The sequence below is a fragment of the Pseudomonas sp. RIT623 genome, from assembly GCF_004519305.1.
GTDB lineage: Bacteria > Pseudomonadota > Gammaproteobacteria > Pseudomonadales > Pseudomonadaceae > Aquipseudomonas.
In genome coordinates this window covers 377164-399337 of record NZ_SOZA01000001.1, presented here as the reverse complement: position 1 = coordinate 399337, position 22174 = coordinate 377164, and the positions used below count along the sequence as shown (strand labels likewise).

The following is a 22174-nucleotide window of genomic DNA, read 5'->3' as shown; positions in this document are numbered from 1 at the left end:
ATCAAGGAGTTTCGCGTTCCGTTGTCGCTGGAAGTGGGGCGCATTATAAGGGGATTTGGAAGCGCGTCAACCTTTAATTTCAATATTTTCAAATAATTAGCGAAAGGGCCGCCAGGGGGCCGCCACAAGCCTTGCAGCGCCTCGCAGATCGAGCGCCGCGCGGGCGGCGCTCGATCTACCAGGCGCTGAATGCCTAACGGCGGACACCTCTCAAAGCCAACCCAATCTCAAGACAGGCCCTACCGGCCCCAACACCTATCTATAAGCCCCCCAAAAAACAAAACCGGGGAGACCTCCCAGCCTCCCCGCTATCTCCTACCTATATAGAAGCCTCAAACCACCCCAGCCTCCCGCAACCGCTGCACATCCCCCGCAACCAGCCCCAACACATCCCCCAACACCGCCTCGGTATGCTCCCCCAGCAACGGTGGCGCCAGGCGATACTCCACCGGCGTATCCGACAGCCGGAGCGGGCTGGCCACCTGCGGCACACTGCCCGCCAGCGGATGCGGGACATTCACCGCCAGCCCCCGCGCCAACACCTGCGGGTCCTGGAACATCTGCGCCAGGTCATTGATCGGCCCACAAGGCACGCCTGCTTGCTCCAAAGCCGCCACCCACTCAGCCGTGGTCTTGAACACCGTCGCCTGGCGAATCAGCGGAATCAGCTCCGCTCGGTTGGCCACTCGCTGCTTATTAGTAGAGAAGCGCGGGTCATCCGCCCACTGCGCCTGCCCCGCCACCTCGGCAAACTTGCGGAACTGCCCGTCGTTGCCCACGGTAAGAATGAAGTTGCCATCCGCCGTCGGGAAATCCTGGTAAGGCACGATATTCGGGTGCGCATTGCCCAGCCTGCGCGGCGGCGTACCGGTGGTGAGATAGTTCATCGCCTGGTTCGCCAGGCAGGCCACCTGCACATCCAGCAACGCCATATCGATGTGCTGGCCAACTCCAGCCTGGTCACGATGGGCCAACGCCGCCAGGATCGCCACGGTGGAATACAAGCCGGTAAGGATGTCGGTCAGTGCCACCCCCACCTTCATCGGCCCGGCACCCTCCTCGCCCTCCGGGCGCCCGGTGAGGCTCATCAAGCCGCCCAACCCCTGGATCATGAAGTCGTAGCCGGCGCGCTTGGCATAGGGCCCGGTCTGGCCAAAGCCGGTGATCGAGCAATAGACCAGCTTCGGGTTGACGGCCTTGAGGCTGGCGTAATCGAGCCCGTAAGCCGCCAGGCCGCCCACCTTGAAGTTTTCGATGACCACATCCGATTTCGCCGCCAACTCACGCACCAGGCGCTGGCCTTCGGGCTGGGTGAAGTCGATGGTCACCGACCGCTTGTTGCGGTTGGCCGAAAGGTAGTAGGCCGCCTCGCTGGTGTTCTCGCCCTGGGCATCGCGCAGAAATGGCGGCCCCCAGGACCGCGTATCATCTCCTGCCCCCGGGCGCTCGACCTTGATCACGTCGGCCCCGAGGTCGGCAAGAATCTGGCCTGACCAAGGGCCAGCCAATACCCGGGAAAGATCCAGCACCCGCAGATGGGAAAGCGCGCCCATGGTCTGGCTCCTCTATTAATAGAACGCCTGGATACCGGTCTGTGCACGCCCGAGGATCAGCGCATGCACGTCATGGGTACCTTCGTAGGTGTTGACCACCTCGAGGTTGACCAGGTGGCGGGCCACGCCGAACTCGTCGGAGATACCGTTGCCACCCAGCATGTCACGCGCCAGACGAGCGATGTCCAGGGCCTTGCCGCAGGAATTGCGCTTCATGATCGAGGTGATCTCGACCGCTGCGCTACCTTCATCCTTCATGCGCCCCAGACGCAGGCAGCCTTGCAGCGCCAGGGTGATCTCGGTCTGCATGTCGGCCAGCTTCTTCTGGATCAGCTGGTTGGCAGCCAGCGGGCGACCGAACTGCTGACGGTCCAGGGTGTACTGGCGCGCGGTGTGCCAGCAGGCTTCGGCAGCACCCAGGGCGCCCCAGGAGATACCGTAGCGGGCTGAGTTCAGGCAGGTGAACGGGCCTTTCAAGCCGCGCACATCGGGGAAGATGTTCTCTTCCGGCACGAACACGTTGTCCATGACGATTTCACCGGTGATCGAGGCGCGCAGGCCGACCTTGCCGTGGATCGCCGGTGCGCTGAGGCCCTGCCAGCCTTTTTCCAGGACAAAACCGCGGATATCGCCGGCATCATCCTTGGCCCAGACCACGAACACGTCGGCGATCGGGCTGTTGGTGATCCACATCTTCGCGCCCGTCAGACGGTAGCCGCCATCGACCTTGCGCGCCCGAGTGATCATCGAGCCCGGGTCGGAACCATGGTTGGGTTCGGTCAGGCCGAAGCAACCGATCCATTCGCCGCTGGCCAGCTTCGGCAGGTACTTCTGCTTCTGTGCCTCGGTGCCGAACTCGTTGATCGGCACCATCACCAGCGACGATTGCACGCTCATCATCGAGCGGTAGCCGGAGTCGATACGCTCCACCTCGCGGGCGATCAGGCCGTAGCACACGTAGTTCAGGCCACTGCCGCCGTACTGCTCGGGAATGGTCGCGCCGAGCAGGCCGACTTCACCCATCTCACGGAAAATCGCCGGGTCGGTCTGCTCATGGCGGAACGCCTCCAGCACACGGGGTGCCAGCTTGTCCTGGGCGAACTGATAGGCGCTGTCTCGGACCATGCGCTCTTCCTCAGTGAGCTGCTGGTCGAGCAGCAGCGGGTCGATCCAGTTGAAGCTTGCTTTACCGGCCATGTGCGAATTCCTCAAACGGTGGGAAACGAATTGTTGCGTTGCATTGATCCTAGGCCTGATCGGGCAGCAGAACAAACGAGGATTGCGCACCGTTTAGTGATATTTTCTCACTCCGTGAACAGTCAAAAGCCATGGTTAACGGCGAACAAGTGAGGTTGACGTACATGCGCCGCAAGATCCCCAGCACCACCGCCCTGGTTTGCTTCGAGGCCGCGGCGCGCCACGAGAGCTTTACCAAGGCCGCCCACGAGCTGGCCCTGACCCAAGGCGCCGTCTGTCGACAGATCGGCGGGCTGGAAACCTTCCTCAATGTGGAACTGTTCCGGCGTTCGCGCCGAGGCGTGAAGCTGACCGAAGCCGGCCTGTCGTACAGCCGCCAGGTAGCCGCACAGCTGGATGCGGTGGAGCGCGACACCCTGTCGGTGATGCGTCAGCAAGGCGCCAACGTGATCGAATTGGCGGTGGTACCTACCTTCGGCACCCAGTGGTTGTTGCCACGCCTGAAGGACTTCCAGCAGCGCCATCCGGAGGTCACGGTCAACCTGACCAACCGCACCCGCCCGTTCCTGTTCGCCGACACCGCCTTCGATGCCGCCATCTATTTCGGCGACGCCGACTGGTCGGGCACCCAGGCGCACCGGTTGATGGGCGAGAACCCGATGCCGGTCTGCAGCCCGGCGCTGCTAGCCGGGCTGGATGGCCTCGATGCAGAGCGCATCGCTGAACTGCCGCTACTGCAGCAGACCACTCGCCCCTACGCCTGGCGACAATGGTTCGACAGCCTGGGCATGAGCGTCGAACGGGACATGACCGGCCCTCGCTACGAACTGTTCTCGATGCTGGCCCAGGCCGCCATGCATGAGATGGGGATCGCGCTGATCCCACCATTCCTGATCCAGCGCGAGCTGCTGGAAGGCCGACTGGTGGTCGCTAACAGGCATGCCCTGGCCAGCGACAAGGCCTACCATCTGATGATCCCCGAGCGAAAGGTGGAGTCCGCCTCGCTGCGGGCTTTCCGCGACTGGCTGGTGGCGCAGGCGCAGCGATACACCGCCGAAAACTAGCGCGGAAGGGGATAAGCTGACCTCGTAGTCAATTATTTTTAACGCCTACAGATATATGGATTTGTCGCAAATCCGTAATCTGTTCCGTTCCTCCTGAAAAACGCAGCAACCCTAGTTACTGCGCGGGTTTGCAGCTTATTTTGCGACATTCAGCAAACCGACAACGAAAACAGCGAAATATTTTTCAGTTTTTCTCCTAAGCTCCGCATAGTGCGTGCTTGACGGGCCGAAACCGTATCGTTGCGACATACGGTCACAGGGTGACTTGTAGTTTTAACTTCGTTTCGCTTCAGAACCGGTTGAAGGCCCTATGGTTCGTCTGCAAAATGCCTTCCCGCCCCGGATTCGGCGGGGTCGTGCTCTACGACCGCCCAGCCGCACCAGCCGAAGTGCGCTGGTTCCTATAAAGACAAAAGGTCACCGCAGGAGACAAAGTCGTGCACATTGGTGTTCCTCTCGAGACGCAGACGGGTGAGACAAGGGTCGCCGCGACCCCGGAAACCATCAAGAAACTGGTTGGCCAGGGCCATCAGGTCACCGTGCAACGGGGGGCAGGGCTCAAGGCCAGCATTCCGGACAGTGCCTATGAGGCCGTTGGCGCCAACTTGGGCGAAGCCGCCGACGCCTTTGGCGCGCAGCTGGTGCTCAAGGTGGCCGCGCCCAGCGACCAGGAACTGGCGCTGATCAACAGCACCAGCCTGCTGGCGGGCATGCTCAATCCGTTCAACAACGAACTGATCGCCAAGATGGCCGAGCGCGGCATCACCGCCTTCGCCCTGGAAGCCGCACCACGCACCTCGCGCGCCCAGAGCCTCGACGTGCTGTCGTCGCAGGCCAACATCGCCGGTTACAAGGCCGTGTTGCTGGCCGCCCACCACTACCCGCGCTTCATGCCCATGCTGATGACCGCCGCCGGCACCGTTAAGGCCGCCCGCGTGCTGATTCTCGGTGCCGGCGTGGCCGGCCTGCAGGCCATCGCCACGGCCAAGCGCCTGGGCGCGGTGATCGAGGCGTCCGACGTGCGCCCGGCGGTGAAGGAGCAGATCGAGTCGCTCGGCGCCAAGTTCATCGACGTGCCCTACGAGACCGACGAGGAACGTGAGTGCGCCGAAGGCGTGGGCGGCTACGCCCGGCCGATGCCGGCCAGCTGGATGCAGCGCCAGGCCCAGGCCGTGCACGAGCGTGCCAAGCAGGCGGACATCGTCATCACCACCGCGCTGATCCCCGGACGCAAGGCACCGACCCTGCTCAGCGCCGACACCGTGGCGCAGATGAAGCCCGGTTCGGTGGTCATCGACCTGGCCGCGGCCCAGGGCGGCAACTGCCCGCTGACCGTGGCCGACCAAGTGGTAATGGAGAACGGCGTGACCATCGTCGGCCCGACCAACCTGCCAGCCCAGCTCGGTGCCGATGCCTCGGCGCTGTACGCACGCAACCTGCTGGACTTCATGAAGCTGCTGTTCGACAAGGACGGCAACCTGGTCATCAACCTCGAAGACGACATCGTCGCCGCGTGCCTGATGTGCCGCGACGGCCAGGTCGTGCGCAAGAACGGCTGAGGAGCACGACAATGGAAGACATGCTGATTTCCCACGGCATCTACAACCTGATCATCTTCGTGCTGGCCATCTACGTGGGCTACCACGTGGTATGGAACGTCACCCCGGCCCTGCACACCCCGCTGATGGCCGTCACCAACGCCATTTCCGCGATCGTCATCGTCGGCGCCATGCTGGCCGCGGCGCTGACCGTCACCCCAGCCGGCAAGGTGATGGGCACCCTGGCCGTGGCACTGGCCGCGGTCAACGTGTTCGGTGGCTTCCTGGTCACCCGCCGCATGCTTGAGATGTTCAAGAAGAAAACCAAGAACGAGGGGCAGAAGTAAGCATGAGCATGAATCTGGTAACGCTTCTGTATCTGGTCGCCTCGGTCTGCTTCATCCAGGCGCTCAAGGGCCTCTCGCACCCGACCACCTCAAGGCGCGGCAACCTGTTCGGCATGATCGGCATGGGCATCGCGATCCTCACCACGGTCGGTCTTATTTATAAGCTCGGAGCCGAGCTCGCCACGGCCGGCATTGGCTACGTGATCATCGGCCTGCTGGTCGGCGGCACCGCCGGTTCGATCATGGCCAAGCGCGTCGAGATGACCAAGATGCCCGAGCTGGTGGCCTTCATGCACAGCATGATCGGCCTGGCAGCGGTGTTCATCGCCATCGCCGCGGTGCTCGAACCACAGTCGCTGGGCATCGTCGCCGCCATCAGCGACCCTATCCCCACCGGCAACCGCCTGGAACTGTTCCTCGGCGCGGCGATCGGCGCCATCACCTTCTCGGGCTCGGTGATCGCCTTCGGCAAGCTGTCGGGCAAGTACAAGTTCCGCCTGTTCCAAGGCGCACCAGTACAGTTCGCCGGGCAGCACAAGCTGAACCTGATCCTGGGCCTGGCCACCATCGCCCTGGGGCTGCTGTTCACCTTCACCGGCCACTACAGCGCCTTCACCTTGATGCTGGCCCTGGCCTTCATCATGGGCGTGCTGATCATCATCCCGATCGGCGGCGCCGACATGCCGGTGGTAGTGTCGATGCTCAACAGCTATTCGGGCTGGGCGGCCGCCGGTATCGGCTTCTCGCTGAACAACTCGATGCTGATCATCGCCGGCTCCCTGGTGGGCTCCAGCGGTGCGATCCTCTCGTACATCATGTGCAAGGCGATGAACCGTTCGTTCTTCAACGTGATCCTCGGTGGCTTCGGTGCCGACGTCGATGCCGGTGCCGCCACGGGCTCGAAAGAACAGCGCCCGGTGAAGTCCGGCTCGGCCGACGACGCTACCTTCCTGCTGAGCAATGCCGACAGCGTGATCATCGTTCCCGGCTACGGCCTGGCGGTGGCCCGTGCCCAGCATGCGCTCAAGGAACTGACCGAGAAGCTGACCCACAACGGCGTGACCGTGAAGTACGCGATCCACCCGGTGGCAGGCCGCATGCCCGGGCACATGAACGTGCTGCTGGCCGAGGCCGAGGTGCCGTACGACCAGGTGTTCGAGATGGAAGACATCAACGCCGAGTTCGGCCAGGCCGACGTGGTGCTGGTGCTGGGCGCCAACGACGTGGTCAACCCGGCGGCGAAGAACGATCCGAAGTCGCCGATCGCCGGCATGCCGATCCTCGAAGCTTTCAAGGCCAAGACCATCATCGTCAACAAGCGCTCCATGGCCAGCGGCTATGCCGGCCTGGACAACGAGTTGTTCTACCTGGACAAGACCATGATGGTGTTCGGTGACGCCAAAAAGGTCATCGAGGACATGGTCAAGGCTGTGGAGTAGCTTCGAGCAGCACATCGCGACCGCTTGTACCAGACAAACCCCGGGAAGCCATTTCCGGGGTTTGTCGCATTTGCCTGATCCAGATCAACGGCTCTATTTCCGGGCCGCTCATACGACCATGGTCGCGGGACGGCACCGGGCGAAATCTCTAGACTGCGCTTCCAGTAGCTTCAGTAGCCTGAGATAACAATCCATGTACCGTGATCGTATCCGCTTGTCCTCCCTGCACAGCAAGGTAATGAGTGCGGCTGATGCCGCTGGCCTGATCGAGGACGGCATGACCGTCGGCATGAGCGGTTTCACCCGCGCCGGCGAAGCCAAGGCCGTGCCCCACGCCCTGGCCGAGCGCGCCAAGCAGTCGCCGCTGAAGATCAGCCTGATGACCGGCGCCAGCCTGGGCAACGACCTCGACAAACAACTGACCGAAGCCGGCGTGCTCGCCCGGCGGATGCCGTTCCAGGTCGACAGCACCCTGCGCAAGGCCATCAACGACGGCAAGGTGATGTTCATCGACCAGCACCTGTCGGAAACCGTCGAGCAATTGCGCAACAAACAGCTGACCCTGCCGGACATCGCGGTCATCGAAGCGGTGGCGATCACCGAGCAGGGCCATATCGTGCCGACCACCTCCGTCGGCAACTCGGCCAGCTTCGCGATCTTCGCCAAGCAGGTCATAGTCGAGATCAACCTGTCGCACAACGCCAACCTCGAAGGCCTGCACGACATCTACATCCCGACCTACCGCCCGACCCGCACGCCGATCCCGCTGGTGAAAGTCGACGACCGCATCGGCAGCACCGCGATCCCGATCGACCCGGCCAAGATCGTCGGCATCGTCATCAGCGACCAGCCGGACTCGCCCTCCACCGTGCTGCCGCCTGACCACGAAACCCAGGGCATCGCCGACCACCTGATCGCCTTCCTCAAGGGCGAGGTGGACGCCGGGCGCATGAGCAACAATCTCGGCCCGTTGCAGGCCGGCATCGGTAGCATCGCCAACGCCGTGATGTGCGGCCTGATCGAGTCGCCGTTCGAAAACCTGACCATGTACTCCGAAGTGCTGCAGGACTCGACCTTCGACCTGATCGACGCCGGCAAGCTGAGCTTCGCCTCGGGCAGCTCGATCACCCTGTCGAGCCGCCGCAACGCCGACGTGTTCGGCAACCTGGAGCGCTACAAGGACAAGCTGGTGCTGCGTCCGCAGGAAATCTCCAACCACCCTGAAGTGGTGCGTCGCTTAGGCATCATCGGCATCAACACGGCGTTGGAGTTCGACATCTACGGCAACGTCAACTCCACCCACGTCTGCGGCACCAAGATGATGAACGGCATCGGTGGTTCGGGCGACTTCGCCCGCAACGCTCACCTGGCGATCTTCGTCACCAAGTCGATCGCCAAGGGCGGCGCGATCTCCAGCGTGGTGCCGATGGTCAGCCACGTCGACCACACCGAGCATGATGTGGACATCCTGGTGACCGAGGTGGGCCTGGCCGACCTGCGCGGCCTGGCACCACGCGAGCGTGCCCGGGTGATCATCGACAACTGCGTGCACCCGGACTACCGCGCGGCGCTCAACGACTACTTCGAACGCGCCTGTCAGCGCGGCGGGCACACTCCGCACATCCTGCGCGAAGCGCTGAGCTGGCACGAGAACCTGGAAGAAACCGGGCGCATGCTGGCCGGCTGAAACCAGTTCGCCAGCAAGGCTGGCTCCTACAGCTTGAGACCTGCCTCAAGCTGTAGGAGCCAGCCTTGCTGGCGAACCAGGCGGCACGGGATCACCTTGGCGTTTACTGGGTCTGCACCAGGCTCGGGCTCGGTACCTGCAACAGGTACTCGATCAACTCCCCCACCGGCAACGGCCGGCTCACCAGGAAGCCCTGCACCTGGTCGCAGCCAAACGCCCGCAGCAACGCCAGCTGCGCTTCACTCTCCACCCCTTCGGCAACCACCTCCAGGTTGAGGTTGTGCGCCAGGTTGATCATGGCGTGCACCAGCTTGGCGTTTTCCTCGCGCTGCTCCATGCCGCCGACAAAGCTGCGATCGACCTTGAGCAAGGTGATCGGCAAGCTGTTCAGGTGCACGAACGAAGAGAACCCGGTGCCGAAGTCATCCAGCGAAAAACGCACACCCAGGCGGCCCAGGGCATCCATGGTCTGGCGCACCAGTTCGTTACGGCGCATCACCGCCGTTTCGGTCAATTCGAACTCCAGCCAGCGCGCGTCCACGCCATGCTCGACGATCAGCCGGCTCAGGGTCGCCAACAGCTGGCTGTCCTGGAACTGGCGGAAGCTCAGGTTCACCGCCATGTGCAACGGCGCCAGGCCATGCTCGCGCAGGGCCTGCATATCGCTCAGCGCGCGGGAGATGACCCAGTAGCCCAGCGGCACGATCAACCCGCTCTGCTCGGCCAGCGGCACGAACTCGGCGGGCGGCAACAGGCCGCGCTCGGGATGGTTCCAGCGCACCAGGGCCTCGAGGCCGACGATGCACCCATCGGCCAGGTTCAGCCGTGGCTGATAGTGCAGCTCCAGTTCGTCACGGCGCAGGGCGCGGCGCAGCTCGCTCTCCAGGTCGGCGAGGCTGCGGGCATTGCGGTTGATCCGTTCGTTGAACACGTGGAAGGTGCAGCCTTGGCTGCCCTTGGCCTGGCGCATGGCGATGTGCGCATGCCACATCAAGGGGTCGGCGCCAGCCTGGGCGCGGGCATGGGCGATGCCCAGGCTGCAGCCGAGCAGCAGGCTCTCGCCGTCGATCCAATAGGGTTCGGTCAGTGCCTCGATGATCCGCTCGGCCATCCACTCGGCGCGGCTGGCGTCGCGGCGGGTATCGATCAGCAGGGCGAACTCGTCGCTGCCCAGGCGCGCCAACTGGTCGCCGGCTTCCAGCTGCTTCTTCAGGCGGGCGACCACCTGCAGGATCAAGCGGTCGCCGCCCTGATGGCCGAGCGCATCGTTGACGTGGCGAAAATTGTCGAGGTCCAGATGACCCAGCGCCAGGCCACGGCCATCGTTCTCGGCCAGGCGCGCGGTGAGCAGTGCCTGGAAGCCCTGGCGGTTGGCGATGCCGGTCAACGGATCCTGCTCGGCCAAGCGCTGCAAGGTGGCGACCAGCACACCGCGCTCGCGGACATGGCGCAAGGAACGGCGCAGGGTATCGGTGCTCAGTTGCGCCAGCACCAGCCAGTCGCTCACGCCCACTGGTGCGCTGGCCGGCTCCTGCTCCAGCAGCAGGATGGTCGGTAGCTCGCAGCGCCCCGGAGCCGGCTGCAGGGCCGGGGTAGCCAGCACCACCGCCTGGCGGTCATGGGCGAACAGGCTGTCCACCGCCGCCCAGTTCGGCGCGGTCAGCAGCACGACGCTGCCGTCCAGCGGCTGCAGGCACTCGCGCAACTGCACGGCCCATTCCGGCTCATCGGCCAACAGCAGCAAACGCAGGGGTTCGACAGGCGTGGACAAGCGGGCTCCTTAGACGAGGGCGGTGAAACGACGAGCGCGGGCCATCCTACCCGAATAAGTGGAAATGATTTTCACTTTTAATCATTGCCTGTCCATGGCCGCCATCCCGACGCAATTTGACGTGCATCCTGCGCGAAAGTAGCAGAAGCGGCAAATCCGATTCGCGCCCTGCATCACACTGTCAGACGGTCGCGCATTAAAGGCCCCATGCCTGCTAGAATGCGCGGCTATTTTCTGGTGACCCCCGGTTTCTAGCATGTCCCGACTCAATCCCCGGCAACAGGAAGCCCGTGACTACGTCGGCGGCCCTCTTTTGGTGCTCGCCGGTGCAGGCTCCGGCAAGACCAGCGTAATCACGCGCAAGATTGCCCACCTTATCCAGAACTGCGGCATCCGCGCCCAGTACATCGTCGCCATGACCTTCACCAACAAGGCCGCGCGCGAGATGAAGGAGCGGGTCGGCACCCTGCTGCGTCCGGGGGAAGGCCGGGGCCTGACCGTGTGTACCTTCCACAACCTGGGCCTGAACATCATCCGCAAGGAGCACGAGCGCCTGGGCTACAAGCCGGGGTTCTCGATCTTCGATGAGTCCGACATCAAGGCGTTGCTGTCGGACATCATGCAGAAGGAATATTCCGGCGACGACGGCATCGACGAGATCAAGAACATGATCGGTGCCTGGAAGAACGACCTGATCCTGCCACCCGAGGCCCTGGAAAAGGCGCGCAACCCGCGCGAGCAGACCGCGGCCATCGTCTACACCCACTACCAGCGCACGCTCAAGGCGTTCAACGCGGTGGACTTCGACGACCTGATCCTGCAACCGGTCAAGCTGTTCCAGGAACACCCCGACGTGCTCGAGCGCTGGCAGAACCGCGTGCGCTACCTGCTGGTGGACGAATACCAGGACACCAACGCCAGCCAGTACCTGCTGGTAAAGATGCTGATCGGTATGCGCAACCAGTTCACCGTGGTCGGCGACGACGACCAGTCGATCTACGCCTGGCGTGGCGCGCGCCCGGAAAACCTGATGCTGCTCAAGGAGGACTACCCCTCCCTGAAAGTGGTGATGCTCGAGCAGAACTACCGCTCCACCAGCCGCATCCTGCGCTGCGCCAACGTGCTGATCGCCAACAACCCCCACGAGTTCGAGAAACAACTGTGGAGCGAGATGGGCGTGGGCGACGAGATCCGCGTGATCCGCTGCAAGAACGAGGAAGCCGAGGCCGAACGCGTGGCCATGGAGATCCTCACCCTGCACTTGCGCACCAACCGCCCATACAGCGACTTCGCCATCCTTTACCGCGGCAACTACCAGGCCAAGCTGATCGAACTTAAGCTGCAGCACCACCAGGTGCCGTATCGCCTTTCGGGCGGCAACAGCTTCTTCGGCCGCCAGGAGGTCAAGGACCTGATGGCCTACCTGCGCCTGCTGGTGAACCCGGACGACGACAACGCCTACCTGCGCGTCATCAACGTGCCGCGCCGCGAGATCGGCTCGACCACCCTGGAAAAGCTCGGCAACTATTCCACCGAACGCGGCATCTCGATGTACGCCGCCAGCGAGGAGCTGGGCCTGGGCGAGCACCTGGACGCCCGTTACACCGAGCGCCTGCAGCGCTTCAAGCACTGGCTCGACGGGGTCCGCCACAAAGTCGCCCTGGACGATCCGATCGCCGCGCTGCACGAGATGATCCGCGACATCGACTACGAGAACTGGATCCGCCAGCAGACCGCCAGCGACAAGGCCGCGGAGTTTCGCATCAGCAACGTCTGGTTCCTGGTCGAAGCACTGAAGAACACCCTCGAGAAGGACGAAGAGGGTGACATGACCATCGAGGACGCCATCGGCAAGCTGGTGCTGCGCGACATGCTCGAGCGCCAGCAGGAAGAGGAAGAGAACGCCGAGGGCGTGCAGATGATGACCCTGCACGCCTCCAAGGGCCTGGAGTTCCCTTACGTGTTCATCATGGGCATGGAGGAGGAGATCCTCCCCCACCGCTCGAGCATCGAGGCCGACACCATCGAGGAAGAACGCCGCCTGGCCTACGTGGGCATCACCCGCGCGCGCCAGACCCTGGCTTTCACCTATGCCGCCAAGCGCAAGCAGTACGGCGAAATCATCGACTGCACGCCGAGCCGGTTCCTCGACGAACTGCCGCCGGACGACCTGGCCTGGGAAGGCCTGGACGATGCGCCCGTGGAAGTCAAAGCCGCGCGCGGCAACAACGCGCTGGCCGATATCCGGGCCATGCTCAAACGCTGATCAACCATTACTCTTTAACTTTGCCGCTTCTAGCGGCCACCTTTGCTACATCGAGGAATAAACAGTGGAAGCACTGCAGCAGAAGATTCGCGAAGAAGGCATCGTGCTTTCCGACCAGGTACTCAAAGTCGATGCGTTTCTAAACCACCAGATCGACCCTGCCCTGATGCAGCTGATCGGTGACGAGTTCGCTCGCCTGTTCGCCGACTCGGGCGTGACCAAGATCGTCACCATCGAAGCCTCGGGTATCGCCCCGGCGGTGATGACCGGCCTGAAGCTGGGCGTGCCGGTGATTTTCGCCCGCAAGCACCAGTCGCTGACCCTGACCGAAAACCTGCTGACTGCCTCGGTGTACTCCTTCACCAAGCAGACCGAGAACACCGTGGCCATCTCGCCGCGCCACCTCAACAGCAGCGACCGCGTGCTGGTGATCGACGACTTCCTGGCCAACGGCAAGGCGTCCCAGGCGCTGATCTCAATCATCAAGCAGGCCGGCGCCACCGTGGCCGGCCTGGGCATCGTCATCGAGAAGTCGTTCCAGGGCGGCCGCGCCGAGCTGGACAGCCAGGGCTACCGCGTCGAGTCGCTGGCTCGGGTCAAGTCGCTGGAAGGCGGCGTGGTCACTTTCATCGAGTGATGTCGCCTGCTCCGGCCACTTCGCCGGCAAGCCGGCTCCTACAGGTGATCGCATTCCCGCGTAGGAGCCAGCCTTGCTGGCGATGGGCTGCGCAGCAGCCCCGGCAATCACCGGGTTGCCGCCAACCCTGCCAGCAGCAACCGCTGGTATAGCTCCTCCTTCAGCCCCTGCGGCTGCACAAGCCCCATGCGCGCCAACTGCGCCGCATAGGCCTCGGGCGCCGGTGCCTCCAGCGCCGCCTTGCCCAACTCCAGCGCCTCGCTGAGCTTGAACTTGCTCTTGAGCCAATTCAGCGCCCGCAACAAGTCACGCTCCTCGGCCGTGAAATCGCTGCCCAACGGATATTCCGGGAACAATCGCGCATGCCGCGCGCGGGTTGCCTCCAGGCGCTCGGGAGTGTTGTCGGTATAGCGCTCATCCAGCATGAAGTCCTTGGCCAGCTTGCCCGCCGCCTTGGCTCGCTCCATCAGCTCGCGCTGAAAACGAGAGTCACTGATCGCCAGCAACCGCGCAATCACCTCGCTGTCGGTCTGCCCGCGCAGGTCGGCGATGCCGTATTCGGTGATCACGATATCTCGCAAGTGCCGGGGTATGGTGCAGTGGCCGTAGGTCCAGTAAAGGTTGGAGGTCACCTCGCCCCCGGCCTCGCGCCAGCTACGCAACAACAGGATCGAGCGACCGCCCTCGAGCGCGTGCCCCTGAGCCACGAAGTTGTACTGCCCGCCCACGCCGCTGAGCACCCGGCCATCTTCGAGCTGGTCGGCGACACCAGCACCCAGCAAGGTCATGCCGAATACCGTATTGATGAAGCGCGCATCCCGGCGCTGACGGCGCTTGCGCTCTTCCTGGCCGTACAGCTCGTTGATGTAGCTGATGGCGGTCATGGCGAAGCGTGCGCGCTGCTCCAGCGGCATCTCGCGCAGACGCTGGTAGAACGCCCGTGGGCCAAGGAAGAAGCCGCCATGCACCAGCACGCCGTGCTCGTCGGCCGGGCGGCGCACCACACCGGCTTCGGCCAGGGCAAGCAACCCGTTGACGAACATTTCGCTGCAGCCATACAGCCCCTGGGCGAAGGTATCCAGCCCCCCTTCCCGCTCGATCAGTGCCTGCCATGGGCCGACATCCAGCTCATCGAGCAGCGCACGATAGCCTTCGTTGTCGCCCTGGCGTGCCAGCAGCGCCGCCGCCACCGCATCGCCCATGGCGCCGATGCCAATCTGCAGCGTGCCGCCGTCGCGCACCAGGGTGCTGGCATGCAGGCCGATGCAATGGTCCTGGGTATTCACCGGCATGTTTGGCGTGGAGAACAACCGGCGACTTTCGGGCAGGTCGATCAGCAGGTCGAACTGATCCAGGCCCAGCTCCGCGTCCCCTGGCATGTAGGGCAGTTGGTCATGGATCTGGCCAAGCACCAGGATGGTCTCGCCCTCAGCGCGGCGCCGGGCGATCATCGGCAGCAGGTCGAGGGTGATGTCGGGGTTGCAAGACAGGCTCAGGTGATCGCGCCGCTCGGGCGTGGCCGCCACCAGCTGCGCGATCAGGTTCAGCCCCTTGGCGTTGATATCCCGTGCGGCGTGGCTGTAGTTGCTGCTGACGTAGTCCTGCTGGGCCGCGTCGCTGTGCAGCAGGCTACCGGGTTGCATGAAGAACTGCTCGACGCGGATGTTTGGCGGGAGCTTGTCGCCACGCAGATCGGCCAGGTAGGCGAGCTCCTCATAGTCGGCGAATACACGCTCGACGAAAGGCTCAAGGAAACGCCGTTGCAAGCCATCGCCCAACGGTGGGCGGCCGAGGGACAGGGCGGTATAGATGGTCAGACGACGCTCAGGCAACTCGCGGATGCGGGCATACAGCGCGTTGACGAAGGCGTTGGGTTTGCCCAGGCCAAGCGGCAGGCCCATGTGAATATGACTGGGCAGCCTGGCCAGGGCCTGTTCGACAGCCTGGTCGATGGAGCAGCGATACATCTGGGCCTCCTGAGTCATCCGTGGGTTCAGGGGTTGGACACAAGTCGCAGCGGGTTGGTTGCCTGTTCCGGGCCTATCGCTGGGCCATCTGAGCCCGAAAAAAACAAAAGCCCGCCAACAATGGCGGGCTTTACGCGAATCAGATCAGGCTCACAGCCCGGACATCTTCTTGATCGCACCCTTCAGGTCATCATCCGAGCAGTCCGCGCAGGTGCCCTTCGGTGGCATGGCGTTGATCCCGGTGATGGCCTTGGCCAGGATGCCGTCGAGGCCGCCCTGGTGGTCGGCGCGCTCTTTCCAGGCGGCGGTGTCGCCAATCTTGGGCGCGTTCAGCAGGCCGGTGCCATGGCAGGCATTGCAATGCTTGGCGATAATTTCGTCCGGCGTCTTGGCCGCGCCGCCGCCGGCAGTGGCGGCCACTTCCATGCCCTTGCATTCCTGGCCCTGCACGCACACCTGGCCCACCGGCTCTAGCCGCTTGGCGATGTCGTCGTTGGTTGCAGCGGTTGCGCTCATTGCCCAAAGGGCGAATACAGCTGCTGGTACGGCCAGCATCTTCTTGATTTGGTTCACGCGAACACCCTCATGGTGGCTAATCACGCCCGCGGCCACGGAATTGCGAGCGTTGAAAAGTATAGCGGGAACCCAGAAGGCGTGAAACGACCACACTCAGGGAAAGGGTATTGGCGAATCAATGCACTGCGCTGGATCAAAAGTTCGACGGGGTGGCGGCGCTGATCAGCCGGGCCGGCTCGGCGAACGGATTGCGGAAACGGTGCGGGCGGGTGCTTTCGAAGTAGTAGCTGTCGCCGGCTTCGAGAATGAAGATCTCGGTGCCGACCACCAGCTCCAGGCGGCCCTCGAGGAGGATGCCGGTCTCTTCGCCATCATGGGTGAGCATTTCTGCACCGGTATCGGCGCCCGGCGGGTAGACCTCGGTGAGGAACGCGATGGCGCGGTTGGGGTGCGACTTGCCGACCAGCTTCATGGTCACCGCACCGTCGGAGATGTCGATCAGCTCATGGGCCTTGTAGACGATCTGAGTCGGGCTTTCCGGCGCCAGCTCCACCGAGAAGAACTCGACCATGGACATGGGGATGCCGCTGAGCACCTTGCGCAGGGAGCTGATCGACGGGCTCACGCTGTTCTTCTCGATCATCGAGATGGTGCTGTTGGTCACCCCCGCGCGCTTGGCGAGTTCGCGCTGGGACAGGCCCTTGAGCTTGCGGATGGCTTGCAGTCGTTCACCGACGTCCAAAGCGGGAGCCTCCTGAAACGGTCGAGGTGGGGGAAGTGTGAACGATATGATGGCAATGCCGTTCAGTATTTACAACACACAGCCCCGCAGCCTGTCCGCTTCAGCGCCTTATTCGCCGATATAGTCCAGTGGCACGCGCTTGAGATTGCAGAAGATCTGGTACGGAATGGTCCCCGCCTGCATCGCCACGTCGCTGGCCAACACTTGCTTGCCCCACAGCTCGACCGGGCTGCCGACGGTGGCCTCGGGCACCTCGGTGAGGTCGACGCAGAGCATGTCCATCGACACCCGCCCGATCAGCTGGGCGCGCTTGCCGGCCACCACCACCGGAGTGCCAGTCGGTGCCTGGCGCGGGTAGCCATCGGCATAGCCCATGGCAACCACGCCGACCCGGGTCGGGCGCGGGCTGATGAACTTGGCGCCGTAGCCAACCGGCTCTCCGGCAGGCAGTTCGCGCACGCTGATGATCCGCGATTGCAGGGTCATCACCGGCTGCAGACGGGTAGCCTCGGCTTGTGCCACCTCGAAGGGGGTGGCGCCGTAGAGCATGATGCCCGGGCGTACCCAGTCGCTCTTGATGCTCGGCCAGCCGAGCACGGCCGGCGAGTTGCGCAGGCTGCATTCGGCGGCCAGGCCCTGGCGAGCGGCCTCGAACACCGCGACCTGCGCCTCGGTGGCGGCGGCGTCCAGTTCATCGGCGCGGGCGAAGTGGCTCATCAGCACGATGCGCGAAACCTTGCCGCTGGCCAGCAGACGCTGGTAGGCGTCATGGTAGTCCTTGGGGTGAATACCGACCCGATGCATGCCGGTGTCCAGCTTCAGCCAGAAGGTCAGCGGCTTGTGCACCTGCGTCTTTTCAATCGCTTCGAGCTGCCAGGGCGAATGCACCACGCACCACAGGTCATGCTCGGCGATCAGCGCCAGCTCGCTGGCCTCGAAGAAGCCTTCGAGCAACAGTACTGGTGCCTTGATGCCCGCCGCGCGCAGCTCCAGCGCCTCCTCGATGCAGGCCACGGCAAAGCCGTCGGCCTCGGTTTCCAGGGCCAGGGCGCACCGCACCGCGCCATGGCCATAGGCATCGGCCTTGACCACGGCCAATGCCTTGGCGCCGGTCAGCTCACGGGCCAGGCGGTAGTTGTGTCGGAGGGCTTGGAGGTCGATCAGGGCACGGGCGGGGCGCATGGCGGCAGCCTTTTGAAGTGTTCTGGTGTTGATGGGTGGAGCATACCGGCCCTATCGCAGGGCAAGCCCGCTCGCACATTGGCCGGTTGAGCCTGAGTGGGCGTGAGCTTGTCCCGCGATAGAGCCAGTACCGTCGAAGCGCTTACTGGTGCGCAGGCGCGGCATGACCGTGCTTGGCCACTTCCCGGTTGTTGCCGTAGCGGGAAATGTCCAGGCCTTCGGCACTGATCTGCGGTTTCTTGCGCGCGATCAGGTCAGCCAGCAGGCGGCCGGAACCACAGGCCATGGTCCAGCCCAGAGTGCCGTGACCGGTGTTGAGGAACAGGTTACGGAACTTGGTCGCCCCGACGATCGGGGTGCCGTCCGGGGTGGCCGGGCGCAGGCCGGTCCAGAAGCTCGCCTGGCTCAGGTCGCCGCCGCGAGGATAAAGGTCGTTGACGATCATCTCCAGCGTTTCGCGTCGACGCGGGTTCAGCGACAGGTCAAAACCGGCGATTTCAGCCATGCCACCAACACGGATGCGGTTGTCGAAACGGGTAATGGCGACCTTGTAGGTCTCGTCGAGGATGGTCGAGGTCGGTGCCATGTCGCCATTGGTGATCGGCACGGTCAGCGAGTAGCCCTTGAGCGGGTATACCGGCGCCTTGATGCCCAGCGGCTTGAGCATTTGCGGCGAGTAGCTGCCCAGCGCCAGCACGTAGCGGTCGGCGGTTTCCAGCTTGCCGTCGATCCACACGCCGTTGATGCGATCACCAGCGAAGTCCAGGCGCTGGATATCCTGGCCGAAACGGAATTCGACACCCAGCTTGATGGCCATCTCGGCGAGCTTGGTGGTGAACAGCTGGCAGTCGCCGGTCTGGTCGTTGGGCAGGCGCAGGGCGCCGGCCAGGATGTCCTTGACTCCGGCCAGGGCCGGTTCGACGCGGGCGATGCCATCGCGGTCGAGCAACTCGTAAGGCACGCCGGACTGCTCGAGCACGGCGATATCCTTGGCCGCGGCATCCACCTGGGCCTGGGTGCGGAACAGCTGGGTGGTGCCCAGGCTGCGGTTCTCGTAGGCGATGCCGGTTTCGCCGCGCAGCTCGTCGAGGCAGTCGCGGCTGTACTCGGACAGGCGCACCATGCGCTCCTTGTTCACCGCGTAACGGCTGGCGGTGCAGTTGCGCAGCATCTGCGCCATCCACAGGTACTGGTCGACATCGCCGGTCAACTTGATGGCCAGGGGCGCGTGGCGCTCGAGCAGCCACTTGACGGCCTTGAGCGGCACGCCTGGGGCGGCCCAGGGCGAGGCATAGCCGGGCGAGATCTGGCCGGCGTTGGCAAAGCTGGTTTCCATGGCTACCGCCGGTTGGCGGTCGACCACCGTCACCTCGAAACCTTGCCGGGCCAGATAGTAGGCACTGGCGGTTCCGATGACACCGCTACCAAGTACCAGCACTCGCATTGTTCATCCCTCGCACGCGGCTCGCCGCAGTCTTTTGTTGATATGGCATGGATGCGCGCATTGTATGAACTAGAGCCCAGTGCAATTCACTATATAAACGCCTATATTTGGCGAGAATTCTCGGCAATATCGCCTTTCACGGAGGGGCATCCCCTATGAGAACCCAGCACCAGAGCAAGCGTGAACTGGACAAGATCGACCGCAACATCCTGCGGATCCTGCAGAATGACGGGCGCATCTCGTTCACCGAACTGGGCGAGAAAGTCGGGCTGTCCACCACCCCCTGCACCGAGCGCGTACGGCGCCTGGAGCGCGAGGGGATCATCATGGGCTACAACGCCCGCCTCAACCCGCAGCACTTGAAGGGCAGCCTGCTGGTGTTCGTCGAGATCAGCCTGGACTACAAATCCGGCGATACCTTCGAAGAGTTCCGCCGCGCGGTACTCAAGCTGCCCCATGTGCTGGAATGCCACCTGGTGTCGGGGGACTTCGATTACCTGGTGAAAGCTCGCATTTCGGAAATGGCCTCGTACCGCAAGCTACTCGGCGACATCCTGCTCAAGCTGCCGCATGTGCGTGAGTCGAAGAGCTACATCGTGATGGAGGAAGTCAAAGAGAGCCTGTGCCTGCCGATTCCGGACTGAAGCCTCAGACCAGCACCTGACGGGTGCTGGCGATATAGTTGTGGACCAGCTGTTCGGCCGCCGGGTCGATCGGCTGCTGCGGGCCACGGCCGCGGGGGCAGGCCAGGCGCGGCGTGGTGCCGAACAGGCGGCAGATCATCGGCCGCTCTTCATACACCGTGCAGCCATCAGGCCCCAGGTGCACGCAGTCCAGGCGTTCCAGCGCGACGTCCTGCTCGGCCTGGGTCTTGCGCGGCAGGCGGGCCATTTCTTCGGCGGACGTGGTGACCGGGCCGCAGCAATCGTGACAGCCGGGCTCGCACTCGAACGAGGGGATGAGTTCGCGCAGGAAGTGGATCTTGTGGCGGTTGCAGGGCATGACCGAGGACAGAACGATGAATGTGGCTGGATTATAAGCCCAATCGCGCTGCGCCGATGCGACTTGCCCCGCGATTGGCCAACTGCCTATCCTCCCCCTTTCGTCTCAACCCAGGAATCGACCGATGGTCCATAGCGCGCAGCACGCCGCCTCCTACTACGCCGCCAGCAGCGCGCCGCATCCAGACCATCCGTTCCTGCAAGGCGAGCACAGCGCCGATGTGTGCATCGTCGGCGGCGGCTATTCGGGCCTGAACACCGCCATCGAGCTGGCCGAGCGCGGCCTTTCGGTGATCCTCCTCGAGGCGCGCAAGATCGGCTGGGGCGCCAGCGGGCGTAACGGCGGCCAGCTTATCCGCGGCGTCGGCCATGGCCTGGAACAGTTTCTCCCGATCATCGGCGAGGACGGTGTGCACAGCATGAAGCTGATGGGCCTGGAGGCGGTGGAGATCGTCCGCGAACGCGTCGAGCGCCACGCCATCGACTGCGACCTGACTTGGGGTTATTGCGACCTGGCCAACAAGCCCGCCGAGTTGCAAGGCTTCGCCGAAGACGCCGAGGAACTGCGCGGCCTCGGCTATCGCCACCCACTGCGCCTGGTGCAGGCCGCCGACCTGCATACGATCGTAGGCTCCGATCGTTATGTCGGCGGCTTGGTCGACATGGGCTCCGGCCATTTGCACCCGCTCAACCTGGCGCTCGGCGAAGCCGCCGCCGCCAGCCGCCTGGGTGTACGCCTGTACGAGCAATCGCAGGTTACCCGCATCGACTACGGCCCCGAGGTGAAGGTCCACACCGCGCAGGGCCGGGTGCGGGCCAAGACCCTGGTGCTGTGCTGCAACGCCTACCACAACGACCTCAACCGCGAACTGGGCGGCAAGGTGCTGCCCGCCGGCAGCTATATCATCGCCACCGAGCCGTTGGGCGAGGAGCGCGCGCGGCAACTGCTGCCGCAGAACATGGCGGTATGCGACCAGCGTGTGGCGCTGGACTACTACCGCCTGTCCGCCGACCACCGCCTGCTATTCGGCGGCGCCTGCCATTATTCCGGGCGCGACCCAAGGGATATCGCTGCCTACATGCGGCCGAAGATGCTCAAGGTGTTCGCGCAACTGGCCGACGTGCGCATCGACTACCAGTGGGGCGGCATGATCGGCATCGGCGCCAACCGCCTGCCGCAGATCGGCCGCCTGGCCAGCCAGCCCAACGTCTATTACGCCCAGGCCTATTCCGGCCATGGCTTGAACGCCACCCACCTGGCCGCACGCCTGCTGGGCGAGGCCATCAGCGGCCAAGAGGGCGGGCGCTTCGACCTGTTCGCCAAGGTGCAGCACCCGACCTTCCCCGGTGGCAAGCTGATGCGCTCGCCGTTACTGGCGCTGGGCATGCTCTGGTACCGGCTCAAGGAGCTGGTCTGACGCTACCCGCCGAAGCAGGCCATGGACCGTCCTGGGCGCCGCCTGACCAGCGGGGCCGGCGCCATCCGCTAGGCCTTCCAGAACGGCTTGCAGCCCTCTTTCCACGCCTCTTCGCAGCTCAACCCGATATCCTGCAACTGGCGCGCATCCAGGTCCAGCAGGGCCTTGCGGGTGCGCCATCGGTGCAGCATCAGGCCAAGGCGAGTGTCGTAGACCTGGGTTCGCTGCCCTGCCTCCAGTTCCTTGGCCAACAACTGCACACGCACATCGCTCATGCTTCCCATCGCCGTACTCTCCCTACTCAGCTGATACTGTGGAGTGAGCATGCGCGCCAGACGACCGAGGATACAGATCCAACACCGGTTTATTATTTCCATACAGAATTGGCACAAACTCGGCTGAATG

The 22174-nt window shown here is 63.9% G+C and carries 19 protein-coding genes; 9 read left to right on the top strand and 10 right to left on the bottom strand.

Features of this window, described 5'->3' with window-relative positions:
• Nucleotides 1–332: 332 nt before the first annotated feature.
• Together E3U47_RS01885 and E3U47_RS01880 are read right to left on the bottom strand one after the other, a co-directional pair.
• Nucleotides 333–1553 carry a CaiB/BaiF CoA-transferase family protein gene (locus E3U47_RS01885; protein WP_134689223.1) on the bottom strand — a complete coding sequence of 407 codons (1221 nt, stop codon included), beginning with the start codon at nt 1551–1553 and terminating at the stop codon, nt 333–335.
• 15 nt (nt 1554–1568) lie between these two features.
• Entirely contained in the window at nt 1569–2750 is a 1182-nt protein-coding gene (locus E3U47_RS01880; RefSeq protein ID WP_134689222.1) for an acyl-CoA dehydrogenase, read from the bottom strand.
• Between the two features lie 164 nt (nt 2751–2914).
• Here E3U47_RS01880 and E3U47_RS01875 point away from each other — a divergent pair, with 164 nt between their 5' ends.
• The 5 genes from E3U47_RS01875 (at nt 2915) to E3U47_RS01855 (ending at nt 8825) form a co-directional block, all read left to right on the top strand.
• On the top strand, nt 2915–3814 hold the full coding sequence (locus E3U47_RS01875; protein WP_167659417.1) for a LysR family transcriptional regulator: 900 nt from the start codon (nt 2915–2917) through the stop codon (nt 3812–3814).
• Between the two features lie 437 nt (nt 3815–4251).
• Nucleotides 4252–5373 (top strand): Re/Si-specific NAD(P)(+) transhydrogenase subunit alpha, encoded by a 1122-nt coding sequence (locus tag E3U47_RS01870; protein WP_134689220.1) that lies wholly within the window; start codon nt 4252–4254, stop codon nt 5371–5373.
• Nucleotides 5374–5384: 11 nt separating this feature from the next.
• The gene (locus tag E3U47_RS01865; RefSeq protein WP_023631272.1) at nt 5385–5699 is read left to right on the top strand and encodes an NAD(P) transhydrogenase subunit alpha; all 315 of its coding nucleotides are present in this window, start codon (nt 5385–5387) and stop codon (nt 5697–5699) included.
• A 2-nt stretch (nt 5700–5701) separates the two neighbouring features.
• Nucleotides 5702–7138 (top strand): NAD(P)(+) transhydrogenase (Re/Si-specific) subunit beta, encoded by a 1437-nt coding sequence (locus tag E3U47_RS01860; protein WP_134689219.1) that lies wholly within the window; start codon nt 5702–5704, stop codon nt 7136–7138.
• A 193-nt stretch (nt 7139–7331) separates the two neighbouring features.
• Nucleotides 7332–8825, top strand: a complete 1494-nt coding sequence (locus E3U47_RS01855) for an acetyl-CoA hydrolase/transferase family protein (RefSeq protein WP_023631270.1) — start codon at nt 7332–7334, stop codon at nt 8823–8825.
• Nucleotides 8826–8928: 103 nt separating this feature from the next.
• On the opposite strand, the gene E3U47_RS01850 is transcribed toward E3U47_RS01855, so the two are convergent.
• Complete coding sequence (locus E3U47_RS01850) at nt 8929–10596, bottom strand: bifunctional diguanylate cyclase/phosphodiesterase (protein ID WP_134689218.1); 1668 nt, start codon at nt 10594–10596, stop codon at nt 8929–8931.
• 256 nt (nt 10597–10852) lie between these two features.
• Between E3U47_RS01850 and rep the strand changes: the two genes are divergently transcribed.
• Nucleotides 10853–12862 (top strand): DNA helicase Rep, encoded by a 2010-nt coding sequence (rep, locus tag E3U47_RS01845; RefSeq protein WP_134689217.1) that lies wholly within the window; start codon nt 10853–10855, stop codon nt 12860–12862.
• A gap of 64 nt (nt 12863–12926) precedes the next feature.
• Entirely contained in the window at nt 12927–13499 is a 573-nt protein-coding gene (locus E3U47_RS01840; protein WP_011536381.1) for a xanthine phosphoribosyltransferase, read from the top strand.
• A 107-nt stretch (nt 13500–13606) separates the two neighbouring features.
• On the opposite strand, the gene E3U47_RS01835 is transcribed toward E3U47_RS01840, so the two are convergent.
• The 5 genes from E3U47_RS01835 to dadA form a co-directional block, all read right to left on the bottom strand.
• A complete protein-coding gene (locus tag E3U47_RS01835; RefSeq protein WP_134689216.1) occupies nt 13607–15466 on the bottom strand; it encodes an acetyl-CoA hydrolase/transferase C-terminal domain-containing protein in 1860 nt (619 codons plus the stop codon).
• A gap of 150 nt (nt 15467–15616) precedes the next feature.
• A complete protein-coding gene (locus E3U47_RS01830; RefSeq protein ID WP_177414180.1) occupies nt 15617–16039 on the bottom strand; it encodes a cytochrome c5 family protein in 423 nt (140 codons plus the stop codon).
• Between the two features lie 136 nt (nt 16040–16175).
• Nucleotides 16176–16724 (bottom strand): cupin domain-containing protein, encoded by a 549-nt coding sequence (locus E3U47_RS01825; RefSeq protein ID WP_134689215.1) that lies wholly within the window; start codon nt 16722–16724, stop codon nt 16176–16178.
• Between the two features lie 108 nt (nt 16725–16832).
• The gene (alr, locus tag E3U47_RS01820) at nt 16833–17906 is read right to left on the bottom strand and encodes an alanine racemase (protein ID WP_134689214.1); all 1074 of its coding nucleotides are present in this window, start codon (nt 17904–17906) and stop codon (nt 16833–16835) included.
• Nucleotides 17907–18048: 142 nt separating this feature from the next.
• Nucleotides 18049–19350, bottom strand: a complete 1302-nt coding sequence (gene dadA / locus E3U47_RS01815) for a D-amino acid dehydrogenase (protein ID WP_134689213.1) — start codon at nt 19348–19350, stop codon at nt 18049–18051.
• 155 nt (nt 19351–19505) lie between these two features.
• On the opposite strand from dadA, the gene dadR reads away from it, so the two are divergent.
• Entirely contained in the window at nt 19506–19994 is a 489-nt protein-coding gene (dadR, locus tag E3U47_RS01810; RefSeq protein WP_003258963.1) for a transcriptional regulator DadR, read from the top strand.
• A gap of 4 nt (nt 19995–19998) precedes the next feature.
• Here dadR and E3U47_RS01805 read toward each other — a convergent pair whose 3' ends face one another.
• A complete protein-coding gene (locus E3U47_RS01805; RefSeq protein ID WP_134689212.1) occupies nt 19999–20352 on the bottom strand; it encodes a YkgJ family cysteine cluster protein in 354 nt (117 codons plus the stop codon).
• Nucleotides 20353–20476: 124 nt separating this feature from the next.
• Here E3U47_RS01805 and E3U47_RS01800 point away from each other — a divergent pair, with 124 nt between their 5' ends.
• Nucleotides 20477–21769: an FAD-binding oxidoreductase gene (locus E3U47_RS01800; RefSeq protein ID WP_134689211.1), complete on the top strand. Its 1293-nt coding sequence runs from the start codon at nt 20477–20479 to the stop codon at nt 21767–21769.
• Nucleotides 21770–21837: 68 nt separating this feature from the next.
• Here the strand turns inward: E3U47_RS01800 and E3U47_RS01795 are convergent, their stop codons facing one another.
• Nucleotides 21838–22053: a DUF1127 domain-containing protein gene (locus E3U47_RS01795; protein ID WP_134689210.1), complete on the bottom strand. Its 216-nt coding sequence runs from the start codon at nt 22051–22053 to the stop codon at nt 21838–21840.
• Nucleotides 22054–22174: the final 121 nt, after the last annotated feature.

Excerpts from the sequence above, each read along its gene's own strand:
- E3U47_RS01885 (WP_134689223.1), bottom strand. The coding sequence starts at position 1,553 with ATGGGCGCGCTTTCCCATCTGCGGGTGCTGGATCTTTCCCGGGTATTG.
- E3U47_RS01880 (WP_134689222.1), bottom strand. The coding sequence starts at position 2,750 with ATGGCCGGTAAAGCAAGCTTCAACTGGATCGACCCGCTGCTGCTCGAC.
- E3U47_RS01875 (WP_167659417.1), top strand. The coding sequence starts at position 2,915 with ATGCGCCGCAAGATCCCCAGCACCACCGCCCTGGTTTGCTTCGAGGCC.
- E3U47_RS01865 (WP_023631272.1), top strand. The coding sequence starts at position 5,385 with ATGGAAGACATGCTGATTTCCCACGGCATCTACAACCTGATCATCTTC.
- E3U47_RS01860 (WP_134689219.1), top strand. The coding sequence starts at position 5,702 with ATGAGCATGAATCTGGTAACGCTTCTGTATCTGGTCGCCTCGGTCTGC.
- E3U47_RS01855 (WP_023631270.1), top strand. The coding sequence starts at position 7,332 with ATGTACCGTGATCGTATCCGCTTGTCCTCCCTGCACAGCAAGGTAATG.
- rep (WP_134689217.1), top strand. The coding sequence starts at position 10,853 with ATGTCCCGACTCAATCCCCGGCAACAGGAAGCCCGTGACTACGTCGGC.
- E3U47_RS01835 (WP_134689216.1), bottom strand. The coding sequence starts at position 15,466 with ATGTATCGCTGCTCCATCGACCAGGCTGTCGAACAGGCCCTGGCCAGG.
- alr (WP_134689214.1), bottom strand. The coding sequence starts at position 17,906 with ATGCGCCCCGCCCGTGCCCTGATCGACCTCCAAGCCCTCCGACACAAC.
- dadA (WP_134689213.1), bottom strand. The coding sequence starts at position 19,350 with ATGCGAGTGCTGGTACTTGGTAGCGGTGTCATCGGAACCGCCAGTGCC.
- dadR (WP_003258963.1), top strand. The coding sequence starts at position 19,506 with ATGAGAACCCAGCACCAGAGCAAGCGTGAACTGGACAAGATCGACCGC.
- E3U47_RS01805 (WP_134689212.1), bottom strand. The coding sequence starts at position 20,352 with ATGCCCTGCAACCGCCACAAGATCCACTTCCTGCGCGAACTCATCCCC.
- E3U47_RS01800 (WP_134689211.1), top strand. The coding sequence starts at position 20,477 with ATGGTCCATAGCGCGCAGCACGCCGCCTCCTACTACGCCGCCAGCAGC.
- E3U47_RS01795 (WP_134689210.1), bottom strand. The coding sequence starts at position 22,053 with ATGGGAAGCATGAGCGATGTGCGTGTGCAGTTGTTGGCCAAGGAACTG.